This is a genomic window from Caballeronia sp. GACF4, from assembly GCF_023631025.1.
Classification (GTDB): domain Bacteria; phylum Pseudomonadota; class Gammaproteobacteria; order Burkholderiales; family Burkholderiaceae; genus Caballeronia.
In genome coordinates this window covers 127,756-152,889 of the sequence record NZ_JALQDW010000010.1, presented here as the reverse complement: position 1 = coordinate 152,889, position 25,134 = coordinate 127,756, and the positions used below count along the sequence as shown (strand labels likewise).

Sequence of the window (25,134 nt, the reverse complement as noted above, 5' to 3'; positions counted from 1 at the left end):
GTTAGTGAAACGATGGCTTTGGCCCGCGATGCTACACCACGTTGCCGAGCTGAATGATGGGAAGATACATCGCGATGACGAGACCGCCCACGAGCGCGCCCAGCACGGCGATCACCACGGGTTCGCACAGACTCGCAAACGTGCCGATGCGATCGTCCACCTGCCGGTCGGCAAGGCTCGCGAGATCGAGCAGCATGGCGTCGAGCGAGCCGGATTCCTCGGCGACGGCGATCGGCTGCACGACGTCATCGGGGAAGCACCGCAGCGCGCGCATGGCGGCCGCGAGACGCTCGCCGCGCCGCAGACGCACGGCGATCTCCACGGTGGCGTCGTCGAACACGCGATTTCCGGTGGCCTGAGTGAGCGAATCGAATGCGTCGGAGAGTGGCGTGCCGGCCGCGAGCAGCGTGCCGAGCGCGCGGCTCCAGCGCGCCACCGCAAGCGAGCGCAGCAACGTACCCGCGAGCGGCAAACGCAGCGCGGCGAGATCCGCGCGCCGTCGCGCCTGCGGTGACCGCTTCAGCCGATGTATGCTGATCAGCGCCACGCACGCGCAAACCACCACGAACGGCACGCCATGACGCGCGACGCCGTCCGATAGCGCGAGCACGAAGCGGGTCGGCGCGGGCAGGGCGGCGCCGAAGCCGTCGAAGATCGTCTTGAAGGTCGGCACGACGCCGATCAAAAGCCCCGCCGTGATCGCGAGCGACAGCAGTAGCACCATCGCCGGATAGGTCAGCGCGGCACGCAGCTTCGCGCGTTGCGACGCGCTGCGCTCGCGGTCATCGGCGATACGTCCAAGTACGGCAGGCAGCGCGCCCGCCACTTCGCCGACCGCGACGAGCTGACAATACAGCGCATCGAACGAAGCGGGATGACGCGCTAGCGCCGCCGAAAACGGCACGCCGCGTGTGATGTCGCGGGCGAGCGTGCGCATGAGACGCGCCAATCCGCCGCGCGAACCGGCATTGGATAGCATGTCGAGCGCATTTGCGAGCGGCAGTCCCGCGCGCAGCAAACCGGCGAGCTGACGCGTAAAGACCGTGATCTCGATCCCTTTCGTGCGCGGCGCCGGGGCCCGGCCGAGTGCCTCCAGCCCGATGACGATCACGCCGTTGGACCGAAGCGACGCGCGCGCCGACGCGGCATCGGCGGCGATGGTCTTGCCGCTGCGGCGCCGGCCGTCGGCATCGACGCCGCGCCACGCGAAGCGCGTGTCCGTGGATTCGTCGCGCATCATGCGATTTCCGTGGCCTCGGTGGCTTCCGCGACGCTCGTCACGCCCTCGCGAACGCGTGCGAAAGCGGCATCGCGCAAGGCGGGCATGCCGTGCAGTTGCGCTGTGCGGGCAATGGCGTGCGTCGCCGCGCGTCCGACGATGAGTTCGCGGATGTCATCGGAAACCGGCATTACTTGATGCACGCCGACGCGCCCGCGATATCCGATGCCATGACACGCCGGACACCCACGCGGTTCGAACGGCCGGATGCCGTCATCTAGCGTAAGTGGCGCGGGCGCGCGACACGCTTCGCACAGCTTGCGCACGAGCCTTTGCGCGGTGACGAGCCGCAGCGCGGATGCGAGGTTATACGGCGCGACGCCGATATCGATCAGCCGTGCGATAGCCGCGGGCGCGTCGTTGGTGTGCAGCGTCGAGAGCACGAGATGGCCGGTCTGCGCGGCTTTCACGGCGACGTCGGCGGTTTCGGCATCACGGATTTCCCCGACCATCACGATGTCCGGGTCTTGCCGCATGAACGCGCGCAAGGCGACGTCGAAGTTGAGCCCCGCCTTGTCGCGCACGTTCACCTGATTGATGCCCGCGAGTTGAATCTCCACCGGGTCCTCGACCGAGCAGATGTTGCGCGCCTCGGCGTTGAGCATCTGCAGGAAACAATAGAGCGAGAGCGTTTTGCCGCTGCCGGTCGGACCCGTCACGAGCACGAGACCATGCGGCGCGCGAATGGCGGACTCGACCGTGCGGCTTTGCTGCGCATCGAGCCCGAGGGCATCGAGCGAAAGAGCGGGCGGCAGCGCGTCGAGCCTGCGCAATACCAACTTTTCGCCGAACACGGTCGGCAGCGAACTCACGCGATAGTCGCCAATCTGCCCGCCCGCCAGCGCGAGACGCAGCCGCCCGTCCTGCGGTACGCGCCGCTCGGCGATATCCATCCGCGCCAGCACCTTGATTCGCGTGATAACGGCATCGCGCAGATGCGTCGGCGGATGCCGCAACACATGGAGCACGCCATCGACACGCAAACGAACGCGCCAGCCATGCTCGCCCGGCTCGATGTGGACATCGGACGCGCCGCGCGAAGCCGCTTCGCGCAGCGTATCGGCGACGAGCGTGACCGCGGGCGCGTCTTGATCGGAAGGGGAATCGGGTGCCGGATCGGCGGTAGAAGCAAGGCGAAAGGGAGAATTCATGCGCGTGAGCCGGTCGATGTCGGAAGGCTCCGATCATCTCGCGGCGCATGGCGCGTGCGTAGTCGTCCGAATGGCTAACGCTGTGGGCGTTTGACCGGCGCGACGGGGCGGAAAATCTTGACCGTGCGGATGGCTTGATCGTCGCTGCGCATGACTTCGAAATACACGCCCGCGATGCGCACCGACACGTCGCCGTCCGGAATGTCCTCCAGCGTTTCGAGGATCAGACCGTTGAGCGTCTTGGGGCCATCGGTCGGCAGGGTCAGCTTGAGCCAGCGGTTGAGTTCGCGCAGCGGCATGCTGCCCGCCACGATGCACTCGCCTTTGTCGTCCCAGCCGCCGCGCGAACCCGCGCCGCGCGGAATCGTCGTCGTGAATTCACCGATCAGTTCTTCGATGATGTCTTCCGGCGTCACGAGCCCCTGCAATTCACCGTATTCGTTGACGACGATCGCGATTCGCTGGCCGCTTTCCTGAAAGTACTGAAGCTGCTGGAACACGGGCGTTCCGGTCGGCACGAAGTAAGGCTCGGCGAGCAGCGCGCGCAGCGTCTCGCGTTCGAGTTCCTGGTTATGCAGCGCGGACAAGGTCTTGCGCACGTGGAGCACGCCTAGCACGCGGTCGATATCGCCCTGAAACACCACCAGCTTATTGTGATAGCAGGTTTCGAGCTGATGCAGAATTTGGTCGAAGGGCGCATCGAAGTCGAGCGCTTCAATGCGTCGGCGCGGGATCATCACGTCATCGACGGAAATGTTCTCCAGATCGAACAGATTCAGGAGGATGCTGCGGTGCTTGGTCGGCATGAAACTGCCCGATTCCAGCACGATGGTGCGCAATTCTTCCGGCGAAATGCGCTGATCGCGGCCGCCTTTCGTGTTGATGTGCAACGCGCTCAGAATGGCGTTGGCGAAAAGATTCACGAACCACACGAGCGGCCGCGCGATGCGCATGAGCGGCGAAAGGATCAGGCTCGCGGGCAGCGCGACTTTTTCGGGATACGTCGCGCCGACGATTTTCGGCGCGATTTCCGCGAACACGATGATGAGAAACGCGACCATGCCCGTCGTGATCGACAGGACCATGTTGTTGTGGCCGAAAGTCTTGAGCGCAATCGACGTGGTGAGAACCGGGATGATCGTATTGATCAGGTTGTTGCCGATGAGAATGACCGAAAGCAGTTGATCGGTCTTGGCGAGCAGTCCTTGCGTGGTGCGCGCGCGCAGCGATCCTTGACTAGCAAGGAATTTCAACCGATGGCGATTGAGCGCCATCATCGACGTTTCAGAAATCGAGAAAAAACCGGAAAGAATGAGCAGCAGAAAGATGGCGCAAAATTGCGCCCATAAAGGAAGGTTGTCCACGCGTTGATCGAGTAGGGGCGGTGATGGGGACGACTATAACAGACGGTTTTATTGACTTGCCTGCTGCGTGCACGCGCTTGGCGGACCCATGGCAGACGCGTAAATCAGCCGCGCAAAACAAAAAACCCGCATGGCGGACCATGCGGGTTTTTCAGCAATTCTGGTCGGGGTGAGAGGATTCGAACCTCCGGCCTCTACGTCCCGAACGTAGCGCTCTACCAGGCTAAGCTACACCCCGAATTTGTTTTTACCTGGACTTTAGAGGCGGTTTAGTCTCTTTCAAGACTGCCTCGACGTCGAGTAAGAACATAATTCTATCAGGCTTTCTTTGTAAATGGAATCTGGAAACGAAGAAATCGCGCTTGCCGCAGCGTGCGCTTCCTTGCGCGCGCACTCAAGCGTGTGATCGAGCGCGCCGGAAGTCGTAATGGCGTGGAAGATCGTATCGAATCGATCCGTGCCGCCTTGCTCGATCGCCTCGCGCGCGAGTGTCGCTTGCTCCGGCGTGCCGTGCTCCATCAAATAGATGAGCGGCAGCGTGGGCTTGCCTTCGCGCAGGTCGTCGCCGGCATTCTTGCCCATGGATTCAGGCGTACCGGTGTAATCGAGCCAGTCGTCCATGATCTGAAACGCGGTGCCGATGCGCCGGCCGAATTCCGCCGCCGCTGCTTCCGTGCGCGCGTCAGAGCCTGAAAGTACCGCGCCGAGCTGGGCCGCCGCTTCGAAAAGCTTCGCCGTCTTGTAGCGGATCACCTGCATGTAACGCGCTTCGTCCACGTCCGGATCGTGCATGTTCAGAAGCTGCAGCACTTCGCCTTCGGAGATGACGTTGGTCGCGACGGATAGAATCTCCATCACGCGCATCTTGCCAACGGTCACCATCATTTCGAACGAGCGCGAATACAGGAAGTCGCCGACCAGCACGCTCGCGGCATTGCCGAAGAGCGCATTGGCCGTCTTGCGGCCGCGACGCAGGTCGGATTCGTCGACCACGTCGTCGTGCAGAAGCGTCGCCGTATGAATGAACTCGACCACGGCGGCCAGTTCATGCCGGTGCCCCGTCGTGTCCCCGAGCGCGCCCGCGACGAGCAGCAAGAGCGCCGGCCGCAAGCGCTTGCCGCCCGCGCCGATGATGTACTCGGAAATCTGGTTGATGAGCATCACTTCTGATGCCAGGCGCTGCCGGATGACGCGATTGACCTGCTGCATGTCCTCGGCGATCGGGGCAAGCAGTGCGGCGGCGTTGGGAGGGGAAGTGGCGGTGGACGACATGATCGGCTAATAAGGTGATGCGGCGGATTATAAGGCGAATCCGACTCACCACGCGTGTCGGGCGCGAGCATCGGAGGCGTTTGCCCGCGAAATCGGCGTCAAATCGGACTGTTTTCGCCGAGGATCGCGCCGTCATGCACAACGCACGGGATTGTCAATGCGTTTTGACGAAGCCTCTAACCCTATGTATAATCTCGTGTTTTCCTCGCGCGGTGCGTGGAAAAATGAATTCAGAGTGAGGTTCTCAATGTACGCGGTCATAAAAACCGGCGGCAAGCAGTACAAAGTTGCCGTTGGCGAAAAATTGAAAGTAGAACAGATACCGGCAGACATTGACGCTGAAATCACGCTCGACCAGGTTCTCGCAGTAGGCGAAGGCGAATCGATTAAGTTCGGTGCGCCGCTGGTCAGTGGGGCTTCCGTCAAGGCTACCGTGGTCTCCCAAGGTCGTCATGCCAAAGTGACCATCTTCAAGATGCGTCGCCGGAAGCACTACCAAAAGCACGCTGGCCATCGCCAGAACTACACCGAACTGCGCATCGACGCGATCAACGCCTAAGGCGTGGTCGCATCGTTATCGTTACGCGGAAATCGGTTAAGGAGCTAATCAAATGGCACACAAAAAAGCAGGCGGGTCTTCCCGCAACGGCCGCGACTCAGAATCGAAACGCCTCGGCGTGAAGGTTTATGGCGGCCAGGCAATCAACGCAGGCGGCATCATCGTTCGCCAGCGCGGCACGCGCATGCACCCGGGTGAAAACGTCGGCATCGGCAAGGATCACACGCTGTTCGCGCTGGCCGACGGTCACGTCAAGTTCGTGACGAAGGGCGCAGCAAGAAAGCACACGGTCGTCGTCGTCCCGGCAGCTTAAGTTTTACTGCACGGGCTTCAGGACCGACAAAGGCCCCGCGAAGTTCGCGGGGCCTTTTGTTTTTTGGATGCGCGAAACGCCGCATCGCCAGGAATTCTTCATCACCGTGGCTGGCGCACGTCAGTCACGGCAAAATAGTATCTCGACCGGAACTTGAGCTTCAATGCAAGTTTCGGTCTCATCGAGCAGAAACACGGGACGGAGCAACGCATGAAGTTCATTGACGAAGCGAGAATTGAAGTCATCGCCGGCGACGGGGGAGATGGCAGCGCGTCGATGCGCCGCGAAAAATTCGTCCCGTTCGGCGGACCGGACGGCGGCGACGGCGGTCGCGGCGGCAGCGTCTACGCGGTTGCGGATCGCAATATCAATACGCTGATCGACTACCGGTTCTCGAAGAAGCATCAGGCGCGCAACGGCGAAAACGGTCGCGGCGCGGACTGCTACGGCAAAGGTGGCGACGACATCACGTTGCGCATGCCGGTCGGCACCATCATCACGGATCAGGACACGGGCGAACTCATCGCCGATCTGACCGAACACAATCAGCAGATTCTGATTGCCCAAGGCGGCTCGGGCGGCCTCGGTAATCTACATTTCAAGTCGAGCACGAACCGTGCGCCGCGTCAGAAGACCGACGGCAAGCCGGGCGAGCGCCGCATGCTCAAGCTCGAGCTGAAGGTGCTCGCGGATGTCGGTCTGCTCGGCATGCCGAACGCGGGGAAATCCACGTTTATCGCGTCGGTGTCGAACGCGCGGCCGAAGATCGCCGATTATCCCTTCACCACGCTTGCGCCGAATCTCGGCGTGGTGCGCGTGGGTCCGAGCAAGAGCTTCGTGATCGCGGACATTCCCGGCCTGATCGAAGGCGCGGCGGAAGGCGCGGGGCTTGGGCATCGCTTTCTGCGTCACTTGCAGCGCACGGGCGTGCTGTTGCATCTGGTCGATCTCGCCCCGTTCGATGAAAACGTCGATCCCGTTGCCGAGGCGAAGGCCATCGTCAACGAACTGCGCAAATACGACGAGTCGCTCTACGAAAAGCCGCGCTGGCTCGTGCTGAACAAGCTCGACATGGTGCCGGAAGACGAACGTCGCGCGCGTATCGACGACTTCGTCGAGCGTTTCGAATGGACCGGGCCGGTGTACGAGATTTCGGCGCTGACCGGTCAGGGTTGCGAGGCGCTCATCTACGCAATCTACGACTACATTTCGCAGAACTCGGACGCGTCGCGCGCGGCCGAGGCCGAGGATCTCGCGGCGGACGTGCGCTTTCGCGACACGCCTGTGAAAGAGCAAGCAGACAAAGACGTAGACGAAGACGAAGAGTAACGACACGGCCCGCCCGCGTGGGCCGCGACATCCGAGGAGAATGCGCACGATGCGTTCGGTCATCGCCGCTGCGAAGCGAATCGTAGTGAAAGTAGGGTCCAGCCTCGTTACCAACGACGGGCGCGGGCTCGATCATGCGGCAATCAATCGCTGGGCGGCGCAAATCGCGGCCTTGCGCGAGCAGGGCAAGGAAGTCGTGCTGGTGAGTTCCGGCGCGATCGCGGAGGGTATTCATCGGCTTGGATGGACCAAGCGTCCGCGCGAAATCGACGAATTGCAGGCCGCCGCCGCCGTCGGGCAGATGGGGCTCGCGCAGGTCTACGAGAGCAGCTTCGGCGCGCACGGCATTCGCACCGCGCAGATTCTGCTGACGCACGCCGACCTGGCCGACCGCGAGCGCTATCTGAACGCGCGTTCCACTTTGCTCACGCTGCTGCGTCTGGGCGCGGTGCCGATCATCAACGAGAACGACACGGTCATCACCGACGAAATCAAGTTCGGCGACAACGACACGCTCGGCGCGCTCGTGGCGAATCTGATCGAAGGCGACGCGCTCGTCATTCTCACCGACCAACGCGGCCTCTTTACCGCCGATCCGCGCAAGGACCCGAGCGCGACGCTCGTCGGACAGGCGGACGCCGGCACGCCAGAACTCGAAGCCATGGCGGGCGGCGCGGGTTCGAGCCTCGGACGCGGTGGCATGCTGACGAAGATTCTCGCGGCGAAGCGCGCGGCGCATAGCGGCGCGAACACGGTGATCGCAAGCGGCCGCGAAGCCGATGTGCTCACGCGGCTCGCTTCCGGCGAGATGATCGGCACGCAACTCATCGCGCGTACGGCGCGCATTGCGGCGCGCAAGCAGTGGATGGCGGATCACCTTCAAATGCGCGGTCACGTGGTGATCGACAACGGCGCGGTTCAGAAGGTCACAGCCGAAGGCAAGAGCTTGCTGCCGATCGGCGTGATCGACGTGAAGGGCGCGTTCGATCGCGGCGAAGTCATCGCCTGTTTGGACGACGAAGGACGCGAAGTGGCGCGCGGTATCACGAATTACAGCAGTTCAGAAGCGCGGCTGATTCATCGGCGGCCGAGCGGCGAGATCGAAACGGTGCTCGGCTATATGCTGGAGCCGGAGCTGATTCACCGCGATAATCTGGTGCTCGTCTGAGACTTGATACGTAAAAGGCCCGCGTGAAAGCGGGCCTTTTCGCATGAGCGCACGTTCGACGCAACTCAACTCAACGCAACGTCAACGCAACTTCAGCGCACGTTGATGGAACTCTGTGTGCGCTTGTACTGAATGTTGCTGGCGATCTGCTTGGCCGTGCCGACCGGCAGTTTGCTCGTGCAGAAATAATCCTGATACAGCGCCGCCTGATACGCATTCAATTCGCCATTTTCTATGCGGCGAAAGTCGAATGCGACCTCGCGATCCCAAGCCGTACCGTTATCGTTGATGCTCGCGTAGCGGCGCCATTCGTAGGTATCGCAGCGAATGCCTTCGTAATTCACGTTGCGCGCGCCGCTCGGGCTCGTCGCGACGATCACGTAGCGAATGACGCCATCCTTGCCGACCGAAAGCGAAGTCTTGTCGACGGCGAAAATCAGCGGCGTATTCTGCGACACGTTGAACGCAAGCAGATTCGAGGCCTCGGGCAGCGGCGGAAGCGTATCGACCTTTTCCTCGGTCCACTCCGGCTTCTGGTCGAGCAGATAGGTGAAGACGCCATCGTCCTGAGTGGACGGGCCTTTGTTGCTGGAGCAGGCAGCGAGCGTGGCCAGCATGGCCACGGATACCGCAGCGGACAACGCAAATGAACCAATGGCTTTCAATTCGATCTTCCCGAAAACAGGTGCGCATACGGCAACAGCACGGCGAATTGCTCGCCGTGCCGTGCTCAGTGTCAAAGTAAAAGAAGAACCGCAGTGATCAGTCGCACGAAGACCGCTGCACGATGATATGCACTTCCTCGCTGATCGTGCATTCTGCCTGAACCTCGTTGCCAGCGACGGTTACGGCAGGTGCTTCGATCGTCATCGTCTGGACGACGCGTGGATAGCGTGGTCCGTGATGCGCGACGCGCTCGCCGCGTTCGACGCGGGAGTTGGTACGCCGCAAGAAGCGGGATAGCTCGGTCAGAGCCAGTTGATAAACGTCACGCTTGAACTCGATTACCGCATCCAGCGGGACCCAGTATTCGTTCCAGCGCCAGGCATCGAATTCCGGATGGTCCGTCGCGCGCAGGCAAATGTCACAGTCGCGTCCCACCATGCGCAGCAGAAACCAGATCTGTTTCTGTCCGCGATAATGTCCGCGCACTTCGCGCTTGATGAACTTATCCGGCACCTCATAACGCAGCCAGTCGCGCGTGCGACCGACGACCTTGACGTGCTCCGGAAGCAAGCCGGTTTCTTCGTGTAACTCCCGATACATCGCTTGCACAGGGGTCTCACCGTACTTGATGCCCCCTTGCGGAAACTGCCAGGAATGTTCACGCAGCCGCTTACCCCAAAACACTTCGTTGCGCGCGTTCAAGAGGATGATGCCGACGTTCGGGCGAAAGCCTTCACGATCCAGCATACAACCACCTTCGAATCCTTTAAAATTGCTTTGATTATAAACAGATAACGGGCACGGCGTATTGGAATCAACCCGCGGAACCGGCCTTCGTCATTAGCCCGGGTTCGAAGCACGCATAAGCGACTTTTTGCCAGAGCACTCCGCGTGCGGCAAAATCTTCTTCCGTTGGCCGAAGTAGCGCATCGACGCGCTGCCTCTGCTCCGTACAAAGTCGTCGTCCGTCCCGTCGTTCACACGTATCGCCAGTTTCGAGAGCCAGAGCTTTCGAAGCGCGTGGCGCATTTGGAAAACTCGAATGAAAGCATCCCGTTTCTTCATCGGCACCCTGAAAGAGGCGCCCTCCGAGGCCGAAATCGTCAGCCACAAGCTCATGATGCGCGCCGGCATGATCCGTCGCGTCGCGGGCGGCATTTACGATTACCTGCCAATCGGCCTGCGTTCGGTACGCAAGGTCGAGGCCATCGTGCGTGAAGAGATGAACCGCGCGGGCGCGCTCGAACTGCTGATGCCCGCCGTGCAGCCCGCCGAACTGTGGCAGGAATCGGGACGTTGGGAACAATACGGCCCCGAACTGCTGCGCTTCAAGGACCGTCACGACCGCGACTTCGTCATGGGCCCGACGCACGAGGAAGTGGTGACCGAGATCGCGCGCAGCGCAATCAAGAGCTATCGGCAGTTGCCGGTGAACTTCTATCAGGTGCAGACGAAGTTCCGCGATGAAATCCGCCCGCGCTTCGGTGTCATGCGTGGCCGCGAGTTCATCATGAAAGACGCGTATTCGTTCGATAAAGACACGGCCGGCCTCGCCGAGTCGTATCGGAAAATGTTCGATGCCTACGTGCGCATCTTCACGCGCATCGGCCTGGAGTTTCGCGCCGTCGCGGCGGACAACGGTTCGATTGGCGGCAGCGGCTCGCATGAATTCCACGTGATCGCCGAGACGGGCGAGGACGACATCGCGTATTGCCCGGCTTCGGATTTCGCGGCGAACGTCGAGGCTGCCGAAGGCGTGCCGCTCATCGCCACGCGCGCCGCGCCCGCCGAAGAGCTCAAAAAGACGCCGACGCCCGGCAAGGCGAAGTGCGAAGCCGTCGCCGAGTATCTCGGCATTCCGCTCGAGCGCACGATCAAGTCGATCATTCTCGCCACCGACAACGAAGGCGCCGAGCCGACCATCTGGCTTCTGATGCTGCGCGGCGACCATTCGTTGAACGACATCAAGACGGGCAAGTTGCCGGGCCTCAAGGGTTATCGCTTCGCGACGGAAGCGGAGATCGTCGAATGGTTCGGCACGCCGCCGGGCTATCTCGGCCCGATCGGCACGAAAAAGCCGGTGCGCGTGATCGCCGACAGCACGGTCGCGAACATGAGCGACTTCGTGGTCGGCTCGAACGAAGTGGATTTCCACACGACCGGCGTGAACTGGGGCCGCGATCTGCCCGAGCCGGAAGTCGCGGATATCCGCAACGTCGTCGCGGGCGATCCCTCGCCGGACGGCAAGGGCACGCTCGAAATCTGTCGCGGTATTGAAGTGGGCCACGTGTTCCAGCTTGGCACCAAATACTCGGATTCGATGGGCGCGACCTTCCTCGACGAAAACGGCAAGCCCGCGCCCATGCAGATGGGCTGCTACGGCATCGGAATCACGCGTATTCTGGGCGCAGCCATCGAACAGAACTTCGACGACAAGGGCATCATCTGGCCGGAAGCCATTGCGCCTTTCGAAGTCGTGATCTGCCCGATGGGCTACGACCGCAGCGAAGCCGTGCGCGAGCAGGCCAACAAGCTCTACGCGACCTTGCAGGAAGCCGGCCTCGACGTAATTCTCGACGATCGCGGTGAGCGCCCGGGCGTGATGTTCGCGGACTGGGAACTGATCGGCGTGCCGCATCGCATCGTGATTGGCGATCGCGGGCTCAAGGACGGCAAGCTGGAATATCAGGCGCGCCGCGATACCGAAGCCACGCTCGTGCCGGTGGACGAGGCAGCGGGCATGGTGACGGCCAAAATTCGTGAGGCGCTCGCGAAGTAACGTGCAATACAACTTCCTGTCGGCGACGATTCTGCTTCTGTTGATTACCGATCCGCTCGGCAATATTCCAATCTTCATCAACGCACTGCGCGGCGTCGCTATCGAGCGGCGTCGCGTCGTGATCTTGCGGGAAGTGGCGATTGCGTTCGTGATCCTGCTGGTGTTCATGCTGGCCGGCGACCGCTTCCTGCGCGCGATGAACTTGACGGATCTGTCGTTGCGTATCGGCGGCGGGATCGTGCTGTTTCTGATCGCGCTGCGGATGATCTTTCCGCATCCTGACGGCCCGATGGGCGGCGACTCGCGCGGCGGCGAACCGCTTATCGTGCCGCTCGCCATTCCCGCGCTTGCGGGACCGTCCGCGCTTGCCACGGTAATGCTGCTGACATCGCAAGCGCCGGGGAAGATGCTGGAATGGATCGGCGCGCTCACGGTCACCATGGTCGTGTGCGCCATCGTGCTCGTGCTGGCCGAGAAGATTCAACACTGGCTCGGCGAGCGCGCGGTGACGGCATTCGAGCGCTTGATGGGGCTCGTGCTCGTGGCCATTTCGGTCGAGATGATGCTCACGGGCATACGGACCTTCGTGCATCAGCTATGAAAAAAGCGGCCTCGGCCGCTTTTTTCACTGACTACCGAACGAACGCTCATGCGCCTTCGGTTAGCGCGCGAATGGTCGGCAGATTCCGCCAATAACCCTTCGCGTCCATGCCGCAGCCGAACACATAACGGTCCGGCACTTCGAAGCCGCAGAAATCAGGACGCAGCGGTTTGGCCTTCGGGATGATCTTCTCGCACAGCACCGCCGACAGAAACTGCTTCGCGCCCATTGCCATGATGCGGTCGCGGATAGCAGCCATGGTTTCGCCTTCGTCGAGGATATCGTCGAGTACGAGCACCACGCGATCTTTCACCGATTCGGCCGGCGCCACGCGCCACTGCATTTCGCTGCCGCCCTTGATGGCGTTGCGATAGCGCGTCAGATGGATGTAGTCGAACTCGAGCGGGAAGTCGAGATGCGGCAGCAGCATGCCGGTGAAAACGGCCGCGCCTCCCATGACCGAAAGCACGAGCGGGAAATCGTCGCTCGTTGCCGCCTTGATGGCTGCAGCCATGCGTTCGATCGATGCGTTGACGGCCTCGACCGAAACGATCTCTTCGGAGTGGCTGAAAATATGGAGAGCTTCTTCGCGATTCATAGAGGGAAGCGGGGAGGCGGACTACTTAGTGTGGAAAGAAACGGCGGCGTGCGCCCTATGATAAACCCGCGCTCCTCGCGGCGTTCGGCGCGAGCGCGGGCCTGTTCTGTCGCGCCTAGCGCATGCCGGGCATCATGCCCTTCATGCCGCGCATCATCTTTTGCAGGTTGCCGCCTTTAAGCTTCTTCATCATGCCGCGCATTTGCTCGTACTGGTTCAGCATGCGGTTGACTTCCTGCACATGCACGCCCGCGCCCGCCGCGATACGACGTTTGCGCGCGGCCTTGATGAGCTCGGGCTTCGCGCGTTCCTGAAGCGTCATGGAATTGATGATGCCTTCCATGCGACGCATCTGCTTCTCGGCGTTGTTCATGTCCGCGCCTTGCGCCGCTTGCTGAAACTGCGCGGGCAGCTTGTCCATGAGCGAAGAGAGGCCGCCCATTTTCTTCATCTGCGAGAGCTGCGCCTTGAAGTCGTTCAGGTCGAAGTCGCCGCCTTTCTTGACCTTGTCGGCGAGTTGCTGCGCGGCTTGCGTGTCGACGCCGCGCTGCGCTTCCTCGACGAGCGCGAGAATGTCGCCCATGCCGAGAATCCGGTTCGCCATGCGATCCGGATGGAACACTTCGAGACCGTCGAGCTTTTCCGCGACGCCGACGAACTTGATCGGCTTGCCGGTGACATGACGCACGGAGAGCGCCGCGCCGCCGCGCGAGTCGCCGTCGAGCTTGGTGAGCACGACGCCGGTGAGCGGCAGGGCGTCGTTGAACGCCTTGGCGGTGTTGACCGCGTCCTGACCGAGCATGGCGTCGACGACGAAGAGCGTCTCGGCGGGCTTGAGCAGCGCGTGTAGCTCGCTGATCTCCTTCATCATGGCTTCGTCGATACCGAGACGGCCGGCCGTGTCGACGATCACAACGTCATGGTAGTGGCGCTTGGCCCAGTCGATTGCCGCGCGCGCGATATCCGCGGGCTTCTGATCCGGCTCGGACGGGAAGAAGTCCGCGCCGACCTGCTCGGTCACCGTCTGCAACTGACGAATAGCCGCCGGACGATACACGTCGACAGAAACCGTCAGCACCTTCTTCTTGCTCTTTTCGCGCAGCAGCTTGGCGAGCTTGCCGGTGGTCGTGGTCTTACCCGCGCCCTGCAAGCCGGCCATGAGGATGACGGCGGGCGGCGTGACCGCGAGATTCAGTTCGGCGGCCTTGCCTTCGTAGTCGCCGCCGATCACGGCAGTCAGTTCGCGCTGCACGACGCCGACGAGCGCCTGGCCCGGCGAAAGGCTCGATAGGACTTCCTCGCCGAGCGCCTTTTCCTTCACCTTGGCGATGAATTCGCGCACGACCGGCAGCGCCACGTCTGCTTCGAGAAGCGCGAGACGCACTTCGCGCAGCATCTCCTGCGTGTTGGCCTCGGTGAGGCGGGCCTCGCCGCGCAGCGTCTTGACGACGCGCGCCATCCGTTGAGTGAGGTTGTCGAGCATGGGGAGCGCTATAGAATGCGGCCCAGAATTCACAGTGACATGGCGCGCTCACCGCGCTGCGCACTATGCTGGCGCAAGGGTGAAGGCGTCGCGGAACCGGGGCCTAGTGTAAACTTCGAACATGGATATTGTACTGTATGCCCTCACTGCGCTTCTCTACGGCGGACTAGCCGTGGCGGGGTGGCGCGCGCATCGTCATACCGCCGTCGAACCGGCGCTGGCGGGCGTGCCTGCGGGCGTAGGCTCGATGACATCGACGTCGCGCGCATCGGGCATGAGCGGTGTCGGGCGCGCTTTATTATTAGTGGCATTGCTGGTGCATGGCGTTCTGCTGCACACCACCATCTTTCCGCAGAACGCGATGATCTTCGGCTTCGCGTTCGCGCTCTCGGCCATGTTCTGGCTGGGCGCGGGCATCTACTGGATCGAAAGCTTCTTCTTTCCGCTCGACGGCCTGCGTCTGCTCGTGTTGCCGCTCGCTTGCGTGGCGTCCTTGCTGCCGCTTCTGTTCGGCGGCGTGCGCGTGCTTTCGTATTCCGCCGCGCCAATGTTCAAGCTGCATTTTCTGATCGCCAATATCGCTTATGGGCTGTTCGCCATCGCGGCGCTGCATGCGGTGCTCATGTTGCTGCTCGAGCGCCGGCTGCAGCGCATGCGCGGCCTCAACACGCGTCATGCGGCCAATGGCGGCTGGCTCGCGAGCTGGCTCGATACCTTGCCGCCGCTGCTTACGCTCGAAAAGCTGCTGTTCAGATTGATCGCGGCTGGCTTCGTGCTGCTTACGCTGACGCTGGTGTCGGGCATCGCGTTCAACGAGCAACTGGTCGATCGCGCGCTGCGTCTTGATCACAAGACCGTGTTCGCGTTCCTTTCCTGGGTAATGTTCGGCGCACTGCTGACCGCGCGACGCGTTTCCGGCTGGCGCGGACGCGCTGCCTTGCGCTGGGTGCTCGCTTCGTTCGTCGCGTTGCTGCTGGCTTACGTGGGCAGCCGGTTCGTCTTCGAAGTGCTGCTGCATCGCGCAGTGGTGTGAGCGCGGCATTTCCAACCTGTTCAAGTCGATGCGAAACTTCATTCTTCTGATCGCGCTCTTCTTCGTGACCCAATGGCTCCTGAAGAAACTGCGCCGCGCCAACGAGCGCGCTCAAGCCGATGCGCGTTCGTCGGCGGGAAGCGGCCCGGCGGGCTCATCGGGCGCTGCGGGTGCCGCTGGTGCGCGCCGCACGCGTGGCGGCGCCGCTGCGAGCGATGCTCCGCAGCTCACCGATCCGCTCATCCGCTGCGTGCAATGCGGCGTGCATACGCCACGCAGCGAGTCGATCGTGGTGGCGGGACAGCGCTTTTGTTGCGATGAACACGCGCGACGTCATGCCGCGAGCCCGCGAGGGCGTGACGCGCGTTGAGCCTTCGGTGCCGAAACGAACATGCGCCGCCTCACGTCGAGGATGTCTTGCAGACTGGAAAGGCGCGCTGTTCCCGCAAAGGCCGTGCTGCGGTAAGCACGGTCATCCTCCCTTGACACGCACTAAGCGCATGCGGCGGCTACTTAGCCAACCGTGAACGTGAGATGCGGTTTGCAGCGTCTTTAGTGCGGCGAGCGCAGTCTCATACATCTAAACTCTCGCCGACTGCTAACGCCTGCATCGCCAGGATGGCATCGGCGTGAACGTCCCGCACGCGCAAAGACTCAAATCGGCCTTCGCGTATAGCGCAATCACGCGCCCGATTCACGCCTGTCCACACATCTTGACTTCGTTATAAACGCCTCGCGGAAGCTCCGTCTCGCTGCGCCGCAGCAAGCTCACGCCCGATCCCTTGCCGTGCTTTGACGCAGCAAAAGTCAACCCCGTGAGCGCATGGTCAGAGCAAATAAAACTTTTTGAGACTGTGCGAAAGTCCACTATACTTGGTGCCGAAAGACGTACTTTGCACTATATCTTGTGTTGTTGAGGCGGCGCCCGCTCTAATGAGCCGGCGCCGTCGGCTTTCCGGCGTAAGAGAAGTTGGCTGGCCCGGGGCGGTGCGCGCGACGCTTCCATCTGCGAGGAATGGGGCATCGGGGGTATCGAGCGCCAGCAAGAAGCACCGTGAAGAAGGCATGCAAGTGAACGTGAGTCGGAACGCGAGTTGAAACGTGAAATCGCGTCGACCGACACCGCGCGCCAACGCGGGCATCGCATGAGACGCCAGAAACAATGCGGGCCGTTATCGGCGTTATTTTTTGCGCGATTCGTGTTCCGAGCCTGCTGTATTCAGCCTGGCTTTACCGCCAAACATCGCGCGTGTCGCATCGGTTCAACGACGACGGCAAACGCGCGCGGCATAAGTGATAAATCCGCGGACCATCCGCACCATTCGAACATCAGGAGTTTTGCACATGCAAACCACCGAGAACGCCACGACTTCCTTCGAAGGCGCATCCGCGCGGCCGCAGGGCGGCGCCAATGCATCGGGCGCGCCAGCGCTCGCGCCGAACACGACGTACGCGGACTACAAAGTCATCCGCCGCAACGGAAGCGTGGTGTCGTTCGAGCCGTCGAAGATCGCCATCGCGGTCACGAAGGCGTTCATCGCCGTGAACGGCGGTCAGGGCGCGGCGTCCGCTCGCGTGCGCGAACTCGTCGACCGACTGACGCAAGCCGTCGTGCGCGCGCTCGTGCGCAGCCGTCCGCATGGCGGCACGTTCCATATCGAAGACATTCAGGATCAGGTCGAACTCGCGCTGATGCGCGGCGGCGAGCACAACGTCGCGCGTGCCTATGTGCTGTATCGCGAGAAGCGCACACAAGAGCGCGCGCACGCGCCGGAAGTCCGGGCGAACGCGAGCGGCATCAACGTGGTGGACAACGGCGTCACGCATCCGCTCGATCTGGACGCGCTCAAGGCTCTGATCGTCTCGGCCTGCGCCAATCTGGGCGATGCCGTCTCTGCCGACCCGATCGTCGCCGAAACGGTGAAGAACCTGTACGACGGCGTGCCGATGAGCCAGGTCTACGACTCGGCCATCCTCGCCGCGCGCACGATGATCGAAAAAGACCCGGCGTACAGCCAGGTCACCGCGCGCATTCTGCTGCACACCATCCGCCGCGAAATTCTCGAAGGCGAAGTGACGCAAGCCGAAATGGGCGAGCGCTACGCCGAATACTTCCCGCAATTCATCAAGCAGGGCGTGCAAGCCGAACTGCTCGACGACAAGCTCCAGCAATTCGACCTGAAGCGTCTCGGCGCCGCGCTCGACGCGAGCCGCGATCTGCAATTCGGCTATCTCGGCCTGCAGACGCTGTACGACCGCTACTTCCTGCACACGGAAGGCAAGCGTATCGAACTGCCGCAAGCGTTCTTCATGCGCGTCGCAATGGGTCTGTCGCTCAACGAGATCGACCGCGAAGCGCGCGCCATCGAGTTCTACAACGTGCTGTCGTCGTTCGACTTCATGTCGTCCACGCCCACGCTCTTCAACTCCGGCACGCGCCGTTCCCAGCTTTCGTCGTGCTATCTGACGACCGTCGCCGACGACCTCGACGGCATCTACGAAGCGCTCAAGGAAAACGCGCTGCTCTCGAAGTTCGCGGGCGGGCTCGGCAACGACTGGACGCGCGTACGTGCGCTCGGCTCGCACATCAAGGGCACCAACGGCAAGTCGCAAGGCGTCGTGCCGTTCCTGAAGGTCGTGAACGATACTGCCGTCGCGGTGAATCAGGGCGGCAAGCGCAAGGGCGCGGTGTGCGCGTATCTGGAGACGTGGCACCTGGACATCGAGGAATTCCTGGAACTGCGCAAGAACACGGGCGATGACCGTCGCCGCACCCACGACATGAACACGGCGAACTGGATTCCCGACCTGTTCATGAAGCGCGTGCACGAAGGCGGCGACTGGACGCTGTTCTCGCCGGCTACCTGCCCGGACCTGCACGACCTGTTCGGCGCGGCTTTCGAAAAGGCCTACACGGCTTACGAAGAGAAAGCGGCGCGCGGCGAGATCAAGCTGTTCAAGAAGCTGCCCGCGGCGCAACTGTGGCGCAAGATGCTCGGCATGCTGTTCGAGACCGGCCATCCGTGGATCACGTTCAAGGACCCGTGCAACGTGCGCTCGCCGCAGCAGCACGTGGGCGTCGTGCACTCGTCGAACCTGTGCACGGAAATCACGCTGAACACGAGCGACAACGAAATCGCCGTGTGCAATCTGGGTTCCGTGAACCTGGTCGCGCACCTGGCGAAACAGGCGGACGGCACGCTCGCGCTGGATCACGCGAAGCTCAAGCGCACCATCAGCGTGGCGATGCGCATGCTCGACAACGTCATCGACATCAATTACTACGCGGTGGCGAAGGCGCGTAACTCGAACCTGAAGCATCGTCCGGTGGGCATGGGCATCATGGGCTTCCAGGACTGCCTGCATCTGCTGCGCACGCCGTATGCGTCGCAAGAGGCGGTCGAGTTCGCGGATCGTTCGATGGAAGCCGTCTGCTACTACGCTTACTACGCGTCGACGGAACTGGCGGAAGAGCGCGGCCGTTACTCGAGCTATCGCGGCTCGCTGTGGGATCGCGGCATCCTCCCGCAGGACACGCTGCAGTTGCTGGCCGAGGCGCGTGGCGGTTATGTCGAAGTCGACACGTCAGAATCCATGGACTGGTCCGTGCTGCGTTCGCGCATCTCGACGCACGGCATGCGCAATTCGAATTGCGTGGCGATTGCGCCGACGGCGACGATCTCGAACATCATCGGCGTGTCGGCGTGTATCGAGCCGACGTTCCAGAACCTGTACGTCAAGTCGAACTTGTCGGGCGAGTTCACGGTGGTCAACGACTACCTGGTGCGCGACCTGAAAGCGCGCGGCCTGTGGGACGAAGTCATGGTGTCGGACCTGAAGTACTTCGATGGCACGCTGTCGCGCATCGACCGCATTCCGGCCGATCTGCGCGCCATCTACGCCACCGCGTTCGAACTGGACGCGAAGTGGGTGGTGGAAGCGGCGGCGCGTCGCCAGAAGTGGATCGATCAGGCGCAGTCGCTCAATATCTACATGGGCGGCGCATCGGGCAAGAAGCTGGACGAGGTCTACAAGCTCGCCTGGCTGCGCGGCCTCAAGACCACCTACTATCTCCGCACGATGGCGGCGACGCACGTCGAGAAGTCGACGGTGGCGCACGGCGCGCTCAACGCGGTTCCTTCAGGCGATGGCGGTAGCGGTGCCGCTGGCGCCGGTGGTGCGGACGGATTCAACGGCGGCGCGGTTGGCGGTGCGGCGGCGGGCGGATTCAACGCTGCGGCGGCGGTGGCTGCTGCCGTGCCGGTTGAAGCGGCTCAGCAAGCCGATGGTCCCGTCTGCATGATGCGTCCCGGCGACCCCGGCTTCGACGAGTGCGAAGCTTGTCAATAAGCTAGTTGCTGGCGGTTCGATCAGGTAGGGCTTTATGTTTCACGCCGGGCCGGCATTGCGTGCTTCGTTGAAGGAAGCGCGCGGTGCCGGCCCGGTTTCGTTTTGGTTCGATCGTTCTGTTTGCTTCGCGGGTTTGCAGCGTGGCGCTTCAGGCTTTCGTCAACCTCGCGTTCCTCGCGAAATCTCCGATCCGGCATCGAGCGGCAATCGCGCGGTTATCGGCATCGACAAAAACGAAAACATTCCGACGACGAAAAACGCGGGCCAAAAATCCGACCACTGCACAGCCGAATGTCCGTTCAGATACTGCGAGAACTCGAGCGTCACGCCGGCGATCGTCACACCCAGCCCGAGCGATACCTGCTGCACGAAGCTCGCGAGACTCGTCGCGCGTCCGACATCGCGCGTTTCGATCTCCGCATAAGCGAGCGAGTTGAGGCTCGTGAACTGCAATGCGGGAAAGAAGCCGCCGAGCAGCACGACTGCCCAGATCAGCCAGGTCGGCGTGCCCGGAAAGAAGGTCCCGCAGGCGGCGATGGCAATGCCGGAAAGCGCCGCGTTGAAGAAGAGCGTGCGTCGAAAGCCGAAGCGCCGCAACACGCGCGACGCCAGCGAGCGCATGAACATGCCGCCGAAAGCCGAAGCGCAGGTGATCGCGCCGGACTTGAAGGCCGTCATGCCGAGCCCTTCCTGCAACGCGAGCGGCAGCAGAAACGGCACCGCGCCAAGCCCGATGCGAAAGAGCGATCCGCCGATCACGCTCGCCTGAAAGGTCGGCACCTTGAAGAAGCGCAGATCGAGCAGCGGCCGTTCGACGCGCGCCGCATGCATGATGTAGAACGAGACCATGAGCGCGCCGACGACGCACATCGCAACGGCCACGCTTGGCGACACGAGCTCGCCGCCTACGAGCGACAAGCCGAGCAGCAGCAGCACGCCCGCGCCCGCCGAGAGAAAGAAGCCGAACCAGTCGAGCCTGCCCGGATGCTCCTCGCGCGAATCCGCGATGTAGCGGTTGGTCAGATAGATACCGAGAATGCCGATCGGAATGTTGATGAAGAAGATCAGCCGCCAGTGCAAATATGTCGTGATGAAACCGCCGAGCAGCGGCCCCACGGCGGGTCCGAGCATTGCGGGCAGCGAGAGATAGTTCATCGCGCGAATGAAGTCCGCGCGCCGCACCGAGCGGAAGATGATGATGCGCCCGACCGGCACCATCATCGCGCCGCCGACGCCTTGGATGAAGCGCGCCACCGTGAATGGTCCGAGCGAAGTGGACGCCGCGCAGAGGATAGAGCCGACCACGAACACGCCGATGGCCGCACGAAACACGGTGCGTGCGCCGAAGCGGTCGGCGACCCAGCCGCAGATCGGTATGAAGACGCCGAGGCCGAGCACATAACTCGTGACGGCAATCTTCAGCGTGACGGGATCGCGCCCGAAGGCACGCGCCATTTCGGGAATCGCAGTGACGATGACATTGGCATCGACGCTTTCCATGAACATCGCGCACGCGACGATGAGAGGGGCGATGAGAGCTTTGGCGATCGGCATGGAGAATCGCGTTCGACACGAGGCAGCGAGAGCGGCGATTATGGCACCGATATGGAGCAGCCGACGAGTACGAAACTCGCAACGCGCCGCGATGAACATGGAAGAGGAGTGAAGAAGCGATGGACCCGCAAGACCTGCAACGACTCGTCACGCAGACGATGCCCTACGGCAAGTACAAGGACCGGCTCATCGCCGACTTGCCCGCTCACTATCTCGCGTGGTTCGCGCGTGAGGGTTTTCCAGAGGGCAAGCTGGGTCGCCTGCTTGCCCTCATGCATGAGATCGACCATAACAATTTGCGCTCTCTGCTCGATCCGCTGCGAGGCCGCTGAGGCTGTGCGTCAAGCGCTATAGGTTGTATTTGCTAGGAACGCAAGACACAATATCTAGTGGAAATTGGATGCGCCAAATGCTAGACTTCGGCAACGGTTTCGACGCATCGGAGCGCTTTGCCGAGAGGTCGGAAACAGCCTTCGGTGCATGCATGAACAGGCTTCGAACCCTTGCATCGAGTCACTCGTCGAGCTCATGCATCCGCGTCTCGCGAGACCACGGCAAAGCACATCGAAGCACGGCGAAGAGCATGCAGAGATGACGTATCGACACCACGAATCATCCAAGCGCTTGAGTCTTGTGACATCGCTCGACATTGCATCGCTCGAACATCGCAAGCAAGAACGTCAGCGCTACGCGGCATCTATCGCGAAGAGGGTCATCGAGCAAGCGCGAAGTCACGCGACATGATTTGATCGTCAGCCGCAAAGCCTTATGCGGCAACGCTCTCAGAGCTTCGAGAGAACACGGTCGAAGCACTCGCCGGTGTCATCGAACACACTCGATCAGGACCGCTTCACACACGCTTCCACCGATCTTGCATGACGCTTCACACACGATGTGATGAACCAAATGTTGTATGCAGGAAGCAACGCCGAAACTAAAACGCGTGAAAACGAGAATTTCCATGAGCAAACTCTTTTAATGCTCATGGAAAGATGGTACAAACCGAACTAAATTGATGGTGAGAATTTATGCTCAACTGGGATGACGAGACCACTGCCGTAGCTCCCTCGAGCGCTTCGCAACAGAACCCGTTGCAGAACGCTCAAGGCACGACTTTCGGTACGCAAGGTACAGCGCATGTCGATCATCGTGCTGCCCAAGCTCATCAAGCTGCTCATCAGATCGCGCAAGCGAACAACATCTTCTCCGATGGCTTCGTTCCGCCCGCAGCCGCGACTCCTTCCGCTGGCGTCATCGCCGCGCAAAGCGAAGCGCGCGTCAACGTCGCGGACAAGCGCATCATCAACGGCAAGACCGACGTCAATCAGCTGGTGCCGTTCAAGTACAAGTGGGCGTGGGAAAAGTACCTTGCGGGTTGCGCGAACCATTGGATGCCGCAGGAAGTGAACATGTCGCGCGACATCGCCCTGTGGAAAGACCCGAACGGTCTTTCGGACGACGAGCGCCGCATCGTCAAGCGCAACCTGGGCTTCTTCGTCACGGCAGACTCGCTCGCCGCGAACAACATCGTGCTCGGTACGTACCGTCACATCACCGCTCCCGAGTGCCGCCAGTTCTTGCTGCGCCAGGCGTTCGAAGAAGCCATCCATACGCACGCGTATCAGTACATCGTCGAATCGCTCGGGCTCGATGAAAGCGAAATCTTCAACGCCTATCACGAAGTCGCTTCCATCCGCGCGAAGGACGAGTTCCTGATTCCGTTCATCCAGACGTTGACGGACCCGGCCTTCACCACGGGCACGCTGGAAGCGGACCAGAAATTGCTGAAGTCGTTGATCGTGTTTGCCTGCATCATGGAAGGGCTGTTCTTCTATGTAGGCTTCACGCAAATCCTGGCGCTGGGTCGCCAGAACAAGATGACGGGGGCTGCCGAGCAGTATCAGTACATCCTCCGCGATGAATCGATGCACTGCAATTTCGGCATCGACCTCATCAACCAGATCAAGCTCGAAGAGCCGCAATTGTGGACCGCCGACTTCAAGGCCGAGATCCGCGAGCTCTTCAAGGAGGCGGTCGAACTTGAATATCGCTACGCTGAAGACACCATGCCGCGCGGGGTGCTCGGCCTGAACGCGTCGATGTTCAAGAGCTACCTGCGCTTTATCTGCAACCGGCGTTGCCAGCAGATCGGGCTTGACCCGCTCTACCCGAACGAGGAAAACCCGTTCCCGTGGATGAGCGAAATGATCGACTTGAAGAAGGAACGCAACTTCTTCGAGACACGCGTGATTGAGTATCAAACCGGCGGCGCGCTGACCTGGGAATAACAACAAGCCCAGGACGTGTTGCAGACGAAATCGATGGGACGGCCGGGCAGCGGCGTGACACTCACGCGCGCTCGGCCGACAAGGTTTAGGAGAACGGTCGCCTGATGCAGAGTGCGCCTTGTGACTTAGCTAGCCCGTGCTCGTACACGGCTGCGATAGAAGACAGGCCTTTTGCGATCCCTTCAATGGGATGGGCAAACTTCCCCCCGGAAAACGCCAGCGGCAAGCTCGCTGGCTCGATCAAGCGATGGCCGGCGCCGCGTATCAGCGGTGCTGACACTATCTGGCGCGCGGTGCCAAAGGGCACGGCGCGCCTTGCCGTATTCATTAGCGTAAGCAGGTGGGATCAGCGTACGCCGATGAATAATCCGCTTCGTAGCGTGCGCCTTGAGAAGCGACGCGTGGGAAGCGGGTTTTGACGAAGGGTGTAGTTTGAACTGACTCTCATCTGAAAACCTGAAGGAGAAAAACCATGGCAGTTGCCAAGAAAAAACCCGCAGCCAAGAAGGTTGCAGCAAAGAAAGTCACCGCAAAGAAGGCCGCCCCGGCGAAGAAAGTAGCAGCCAAGAAGGTCGCCACGAAGAAGGTAGCAGCCAAGAAAGTCGCGGTGAAGAAGGTCGCGGCGAAGAAGGTTGCAGCGAAGAAGGCTCCGGCTAAAAAGGCGGCAGCAAAGAAGGTAGCGTCGAAGAAGGTCGCAACGAAGAAGGTTGCTGCCAAGAAGGCGCCCGCCAAGAAGGCTGCAGCGAAGAAGGTAGCCACCAAGAAAGTAGCCGCGAAGAAGGCGCCTGCGAAGAAGGCCGCAGCGAAGAAGGCTGCTGCCAAGAAGGCGCCTGCTAAGAAGGCTGCGGCGAAGAAGGCCCCCGCGAAGAAGGCTGCCGCCAAAAAGGCTGCCGCGAAAAAGGCTCCTGCGAAGAAGGCTGCCGCGAAAAAGGCTCCCGCCAAAACCGCTGCTGCCCCTGCTCCCGCCGCCGCGCCTGCCCCCGCTGCCGCTCCTGCTTCCGCTGCTCCCGCAGCGAAGAAGGCTCCCGCAGCCAAGAAAGCTCCGGCCAAAAAGGCCGCTGCTGCGAAGAAGACTACGGCTGCCGCTCCTGCAACGACGGCAACGACCGTATCGACGCCTGCTCCGGCTCCGGCCGCCGCAGTCAAGACGGCGTTGAATCCGGCGGCAGCATGGCCGTTCCCGACGGGCAGCCGTCCGTAAGTCTTTACGTTCGTAGTTGGCAGGACCACGGCACACACCGATGTGCCTTTCGACCGGGTAGGCCTACCCGGCCTCAAACCCGCTGCTCAGGGAAACCTGGCGGCGGGTTTTTCCGTTCGCATGACTTTGGGCTTCGCCGCGTTTTC

The 25,134-nt window shown here is 61.7% G+C and carries 22 protein-coding genes, 1 tRNA gene and 1 pseudogene; 14 read left to right on the top strand and 10 right to left on the bottom strand.

Going from position 1 to position 25,134, the window contains the following annotated elements:
* Window positions 1-31: 31 nt before the first annotated feature.
* The 5 genes from NCR40_RS11515 to NCR40_RS11495 form a co-directional block, all read right to left on the bottom strand.
* Entirely contained in the window at window positions 32-1,240 is a 1,209-nt protein-coding gene (locus NCR40_RS11515; RefSeq protein WP_250509499.1) for a type II secretion system F family protein, read from the bottom strand.
* Window positions 1,237-2,430, bottom strand: a complete 1,194-nt coding sequence (locus NCR40_RS11510; RefSeq protein WP_250509498.1) for a GspE/PulE family protein — start codon at window positions 2,428-2,430, stop codon at window positions 1,237-1,239. The genes NCR40_RS11515 and NCR40_RS11510 overlap by 4 nt, the downstream gene beginning before the upstream one ends.
* Before the next feature lie 74 nt (window positions 2,431-2,504).
* Window positions 2,505-3,794 carry an HlyC/CorC family transporter gene (locus NCR40_RS11505; protein ID WP_250509497.1) on the bottom strand — a complete coding sequence of 430 codons (1,290 nt, stop codon included), beginning with the start codon at window positions 3,792-3,794 and terminating at the stop codon, window positions 2,505-2,507.
* Window positions 3,795-3,955: 161 nt separating this feature from the next.
* Window positions 3,956-4,032 (bottom strand) — tRNA-Pro (locus tag NCR40_RS11500).
* 41 nt (window positions 4,033-4,073) lie between these two features.
* Window positions 4,074-5,066, bottom strand: coding sequence for a polyprenyl synthetase family protein (locus NCR40_RS11495; RefSeq protein ID WP_244826283.1), 993 nt, complete (start codon window positions 5,064-5,066; stop codon window positions 4,074-4,076).
* Window positions 5,067-5,313: 247 nt separating this feature from the next.
* Here NCR40_RS11495 and rplU point away from each other — a divergent pair, with 247 nt between their 5' ends.
* The 4 genes from rplU to proB all read left to right on the top strand — a co-directional run bounded on the left by rplU (window position 5,314) and on the right by proB (window position 8,435).
* Complete coding sequence (rplU, locus tag NCR40_RS11490; protein WP_244828118.1) at window positions 5,314-5,625, top strand: 50S ribosomal protein L21; 312 nt, start codon at window positions 5,314-5,316, stop codon at window positions 5,623-5,625.
* A 52-nt stretch (window positions 5,626-5,677) separates the two neighbouring features.
* Window positions 5,678-5,938 carry a 50S ribosomal protein L27 gene (rpmA, locus tag NCR40_RS11485; RefSeq protein WP_014192314.1) on the top strand — a complete coding sequence of 87 codons (261 nt, stop codon included), beginning with the start codon at window positions 5,678-5,680 and terminating at the stop codon, window positions 5,936-5,938.
* 210 nt (window positions 5,939-6,148) lie between these two features.
* Window positions 6,149-7,267: an Obg family GTPase CgtA gene (gene cgtA / locus NCR40_RS11480; RefSeq protein WP_250465691.1), complete on the top strand. Its 1,119-nt coding sequence runs from the start codon at window positions 6,149-6,151 to the stop codon at window positions 7,265-7,267.
* A gap of 49 nt (window positions 7,268-7,316) precedes the next feature.
* A complete protein-coding gene (proB, locus tag NCR40_RS11475) occupies window positions 7,317-8,435 on the top strand; it encodes a glutamate 5-kinase (RefSeq protein ID WP_250509496.1) in 1,119 nt (372 codons plus the stop codon).
* 92 nt (window positions 8,436-8,527) lie between these two features.
* Here the strand turns inward: proB and NCR40_RS11470 are convergent, their stop codons facing one another.
* On the bottom strand, window positions 8,528-9,091 hold the full coding sequence (locus NCR40_RS11470) for a CNP1-like family protein (protein ID WP_370652138.1): 564 nt from the start codon (window positions 9,089-9,091) through the stop codon (window positions 8,528-8,530).
* Here NCR40_RS11470 and NCR40_RS11465 point away from each other — a divergent pair.
* Window positions 9,051-9,197, top strand: a complete 147-nt coding sequence (locus tag NCR40_RS11465; protein ID WP_244828158.1) for a hypothetical protein — start codon at window positions 9,051-9,053, stop codon at window positions 9,195-9,197. The genes NCR40_RS11470 and NCR40_RS11465 overlap by 41 nt on opposite strands.
* On the opposite strand, the gene NCR40_RS11460 is transcribed toward NCR40_RS11465, so the two are convergent.
* Complete coding sequence (locus NCR40_RS11460; protein ID WP_244826279.1) at window positions 9,198-9,848, bottom strand: RNA pyrophosphohydrolase; 651 nt, start codon at window positions 9,846-9,848, stop codon at window positions 9,198-9,200.
* Window positions 9,849-10,143: 295 nt separating this feature from the next.
* Here NCR40_RS11460 and NCR40_RS11455 point away from each other — a divergent pair, with 295 nt between their 5' ends.
* Together NCR40_RS11455 and NCR40_RS11450 are read left to right on the top strand one after the other, a co-directional pair.
* Window positions 10,144-11,880: a proline--tRNA ligase gene (locus NCR40_RS11455; protein ID WP_250509495.1), complete on the top strand. Its 1,737-nt coding sequence runs from the start codon at window positions 10,144-10,146 to the stop codon at window positions 11,878-11,880.
* A 1-nt stretch (window position 11,881) separates the two neighbouring features.
* Window positions 11,882-12,481: a MarC family protein gene (locus NCR40_RS11450; protein WP_244826277.1), complete on the top strand. Its 600-nt coding sequence runs from the start codon at window positions 11,882-11,884 to the stop codon at window positions 12,479-12,481.
* 46 nt (window positions 12,482-12,527) lie between these two features.
* Here the strand turns inward: NCR40_RS11450 and NCR40_RS11445 are convergent, their stop codons facing one another.
* Window positions 12,528-13,079 carry a hypoxanthine-guanine phosphoribosyltransferase gene (locus NCR40_RS11445; protein ID WP_244826276.1) on the bottom strand — a complete coding sequence of 184 codons (552 nt, stop codon included), beginning with the start codon at window positions 13,077-13,079 and terminating at the stop codon, window positions 12,528-12,530.
* Window positions 13,080-13,194: 115 nt separating this feature from the next.
* Complete coding sequence (ffh, locus tag NCR40_RS11440) at window positions 13,195-14,562, bottom strand: signal recognition particle protein (protein ID WP_244826275.1); 1,368 nt, start codon at window positions 14,560-14,562, stop codon at window positions 13,195-13,197.
* A gap of 121 nt (window positions 14,563-14,683) precedes the next feature.
* Here ffh and NCR40_RS11435 point away from each other — a divergent pair, with 121 nt between their 5' ends.
* The 3 genes from NCR40_RS11435 to NCR40_RS11425 all read left to right on the top strand — a co-directional run bounded on the left by NCR40_RS11435 (window position 14,684) and on the right by NCR40_RS11425 (window position 19,945).
* Window positions 14,684-15,595 (top strand): cytochrome C assembly family protein, encoded by a 912-nt coding sequence (locus NCR40_RS11435; RefSeq protein WP_244826274.1) that lies wholly within the window; start codon window positions 14,684-14,686, stop codon window positions 15,593-15,595.
* Between the two features lie 28 nt (window positions 15,596-15,623).
* Window positions 15,624-15,965 carry a PP0621 family protein gene (locus NCR40_RS11430; RefSeq protein ID WP_250509494.1) on the top strand — a complete coding sequence of 114 codons (342 nt, stop codon included), beginning with the start codon at window positions 15,624-15,626 and terminating at the stop codon, window positions 15,963-15,965.
* Between the two features lie 974 nt (window positions 15,966-16,939).
* On the top strand, window positions 16,940-19,945 hold the full coding sequence (locus NCR40_RS11425; protein WP_250509493.1) for a ribonucleoside-diphosphate reductase subunit alpha: 3,006 nt from the start codon (window positions 16,940-16,942) through the stop codon (window positions 19,943-19,945).
* A 159-nt stretch (window positions 19,946-20,104) separates the two neighbouring features.
* Here NCR40_RS11425 and NCR40_RS11420 read toward each other — a convergent pair whose 3' ends face one another.
* Window positions 20,105-21,499, bottom strand: coding sequence for an MFS transporter (locus tag NCR40_RS11420; protein WP_244826271.1), 1,395 nt, complete (start codon window positions 21,497-21,499; stop codon window positions 20,105-20,107).
* 119 nt (window positions 21,500-21,618) lie between these two features.
* On the opposite strand from NCR40_RS11420, the gene NCR40_RS11415 reads away from it, so the two are divergent.
* The 4 genes and pseudogenes from NCR40_RS11415 (at window position 21,619) to NCR40_RS11400 (ending at window position 24,988) form a co-directional block, all read left to right on the top strand.
* A complete protein-coding gene (locus NCR40_RS11415; protein ID WP_250465684.1) occupies window positions 21,619-21,831 on the top strand; it encodes a DUF3820 family protein in 213 nt (70 codons plus the stop codon).
* Between the two features lie 696 nt (window positions 21,832-22,527).
* On the top strand, window positions 22,528-23,787 hold the full coding sequence (locus NCR40_RS11410; protein ID WP_250465682.1) for a ribonucleotide-diphosphate reductase subunit beta: 1,260 nt from the start codon (window positions 22,528-22,530) through the stop codon (window positions 23,785-23,787).
* Between the two features lie 104 nt (window positions 23,788-23,891).
* Window positions 23,892-24,228, top strand: a pseudogene (locus NCR40_RS11405) (hypothetical protein).
* 31 nt (window positions 24,229-24,259) lie between these two features.
* Window positions 24,260-24,988 (top strand): histone H1-like DNA-binding protein, encoded by a 729-nt coding sequence (locus NCR40_RS11400; RefSeq protein ID WP_244826268.1) that lies wholly within the window; start codon window positions 24,260-24,262, stop codon window positions 24,986-24,988.
* Window positions 24,989-25,134 lie beyond the last annotated feature (146 nt).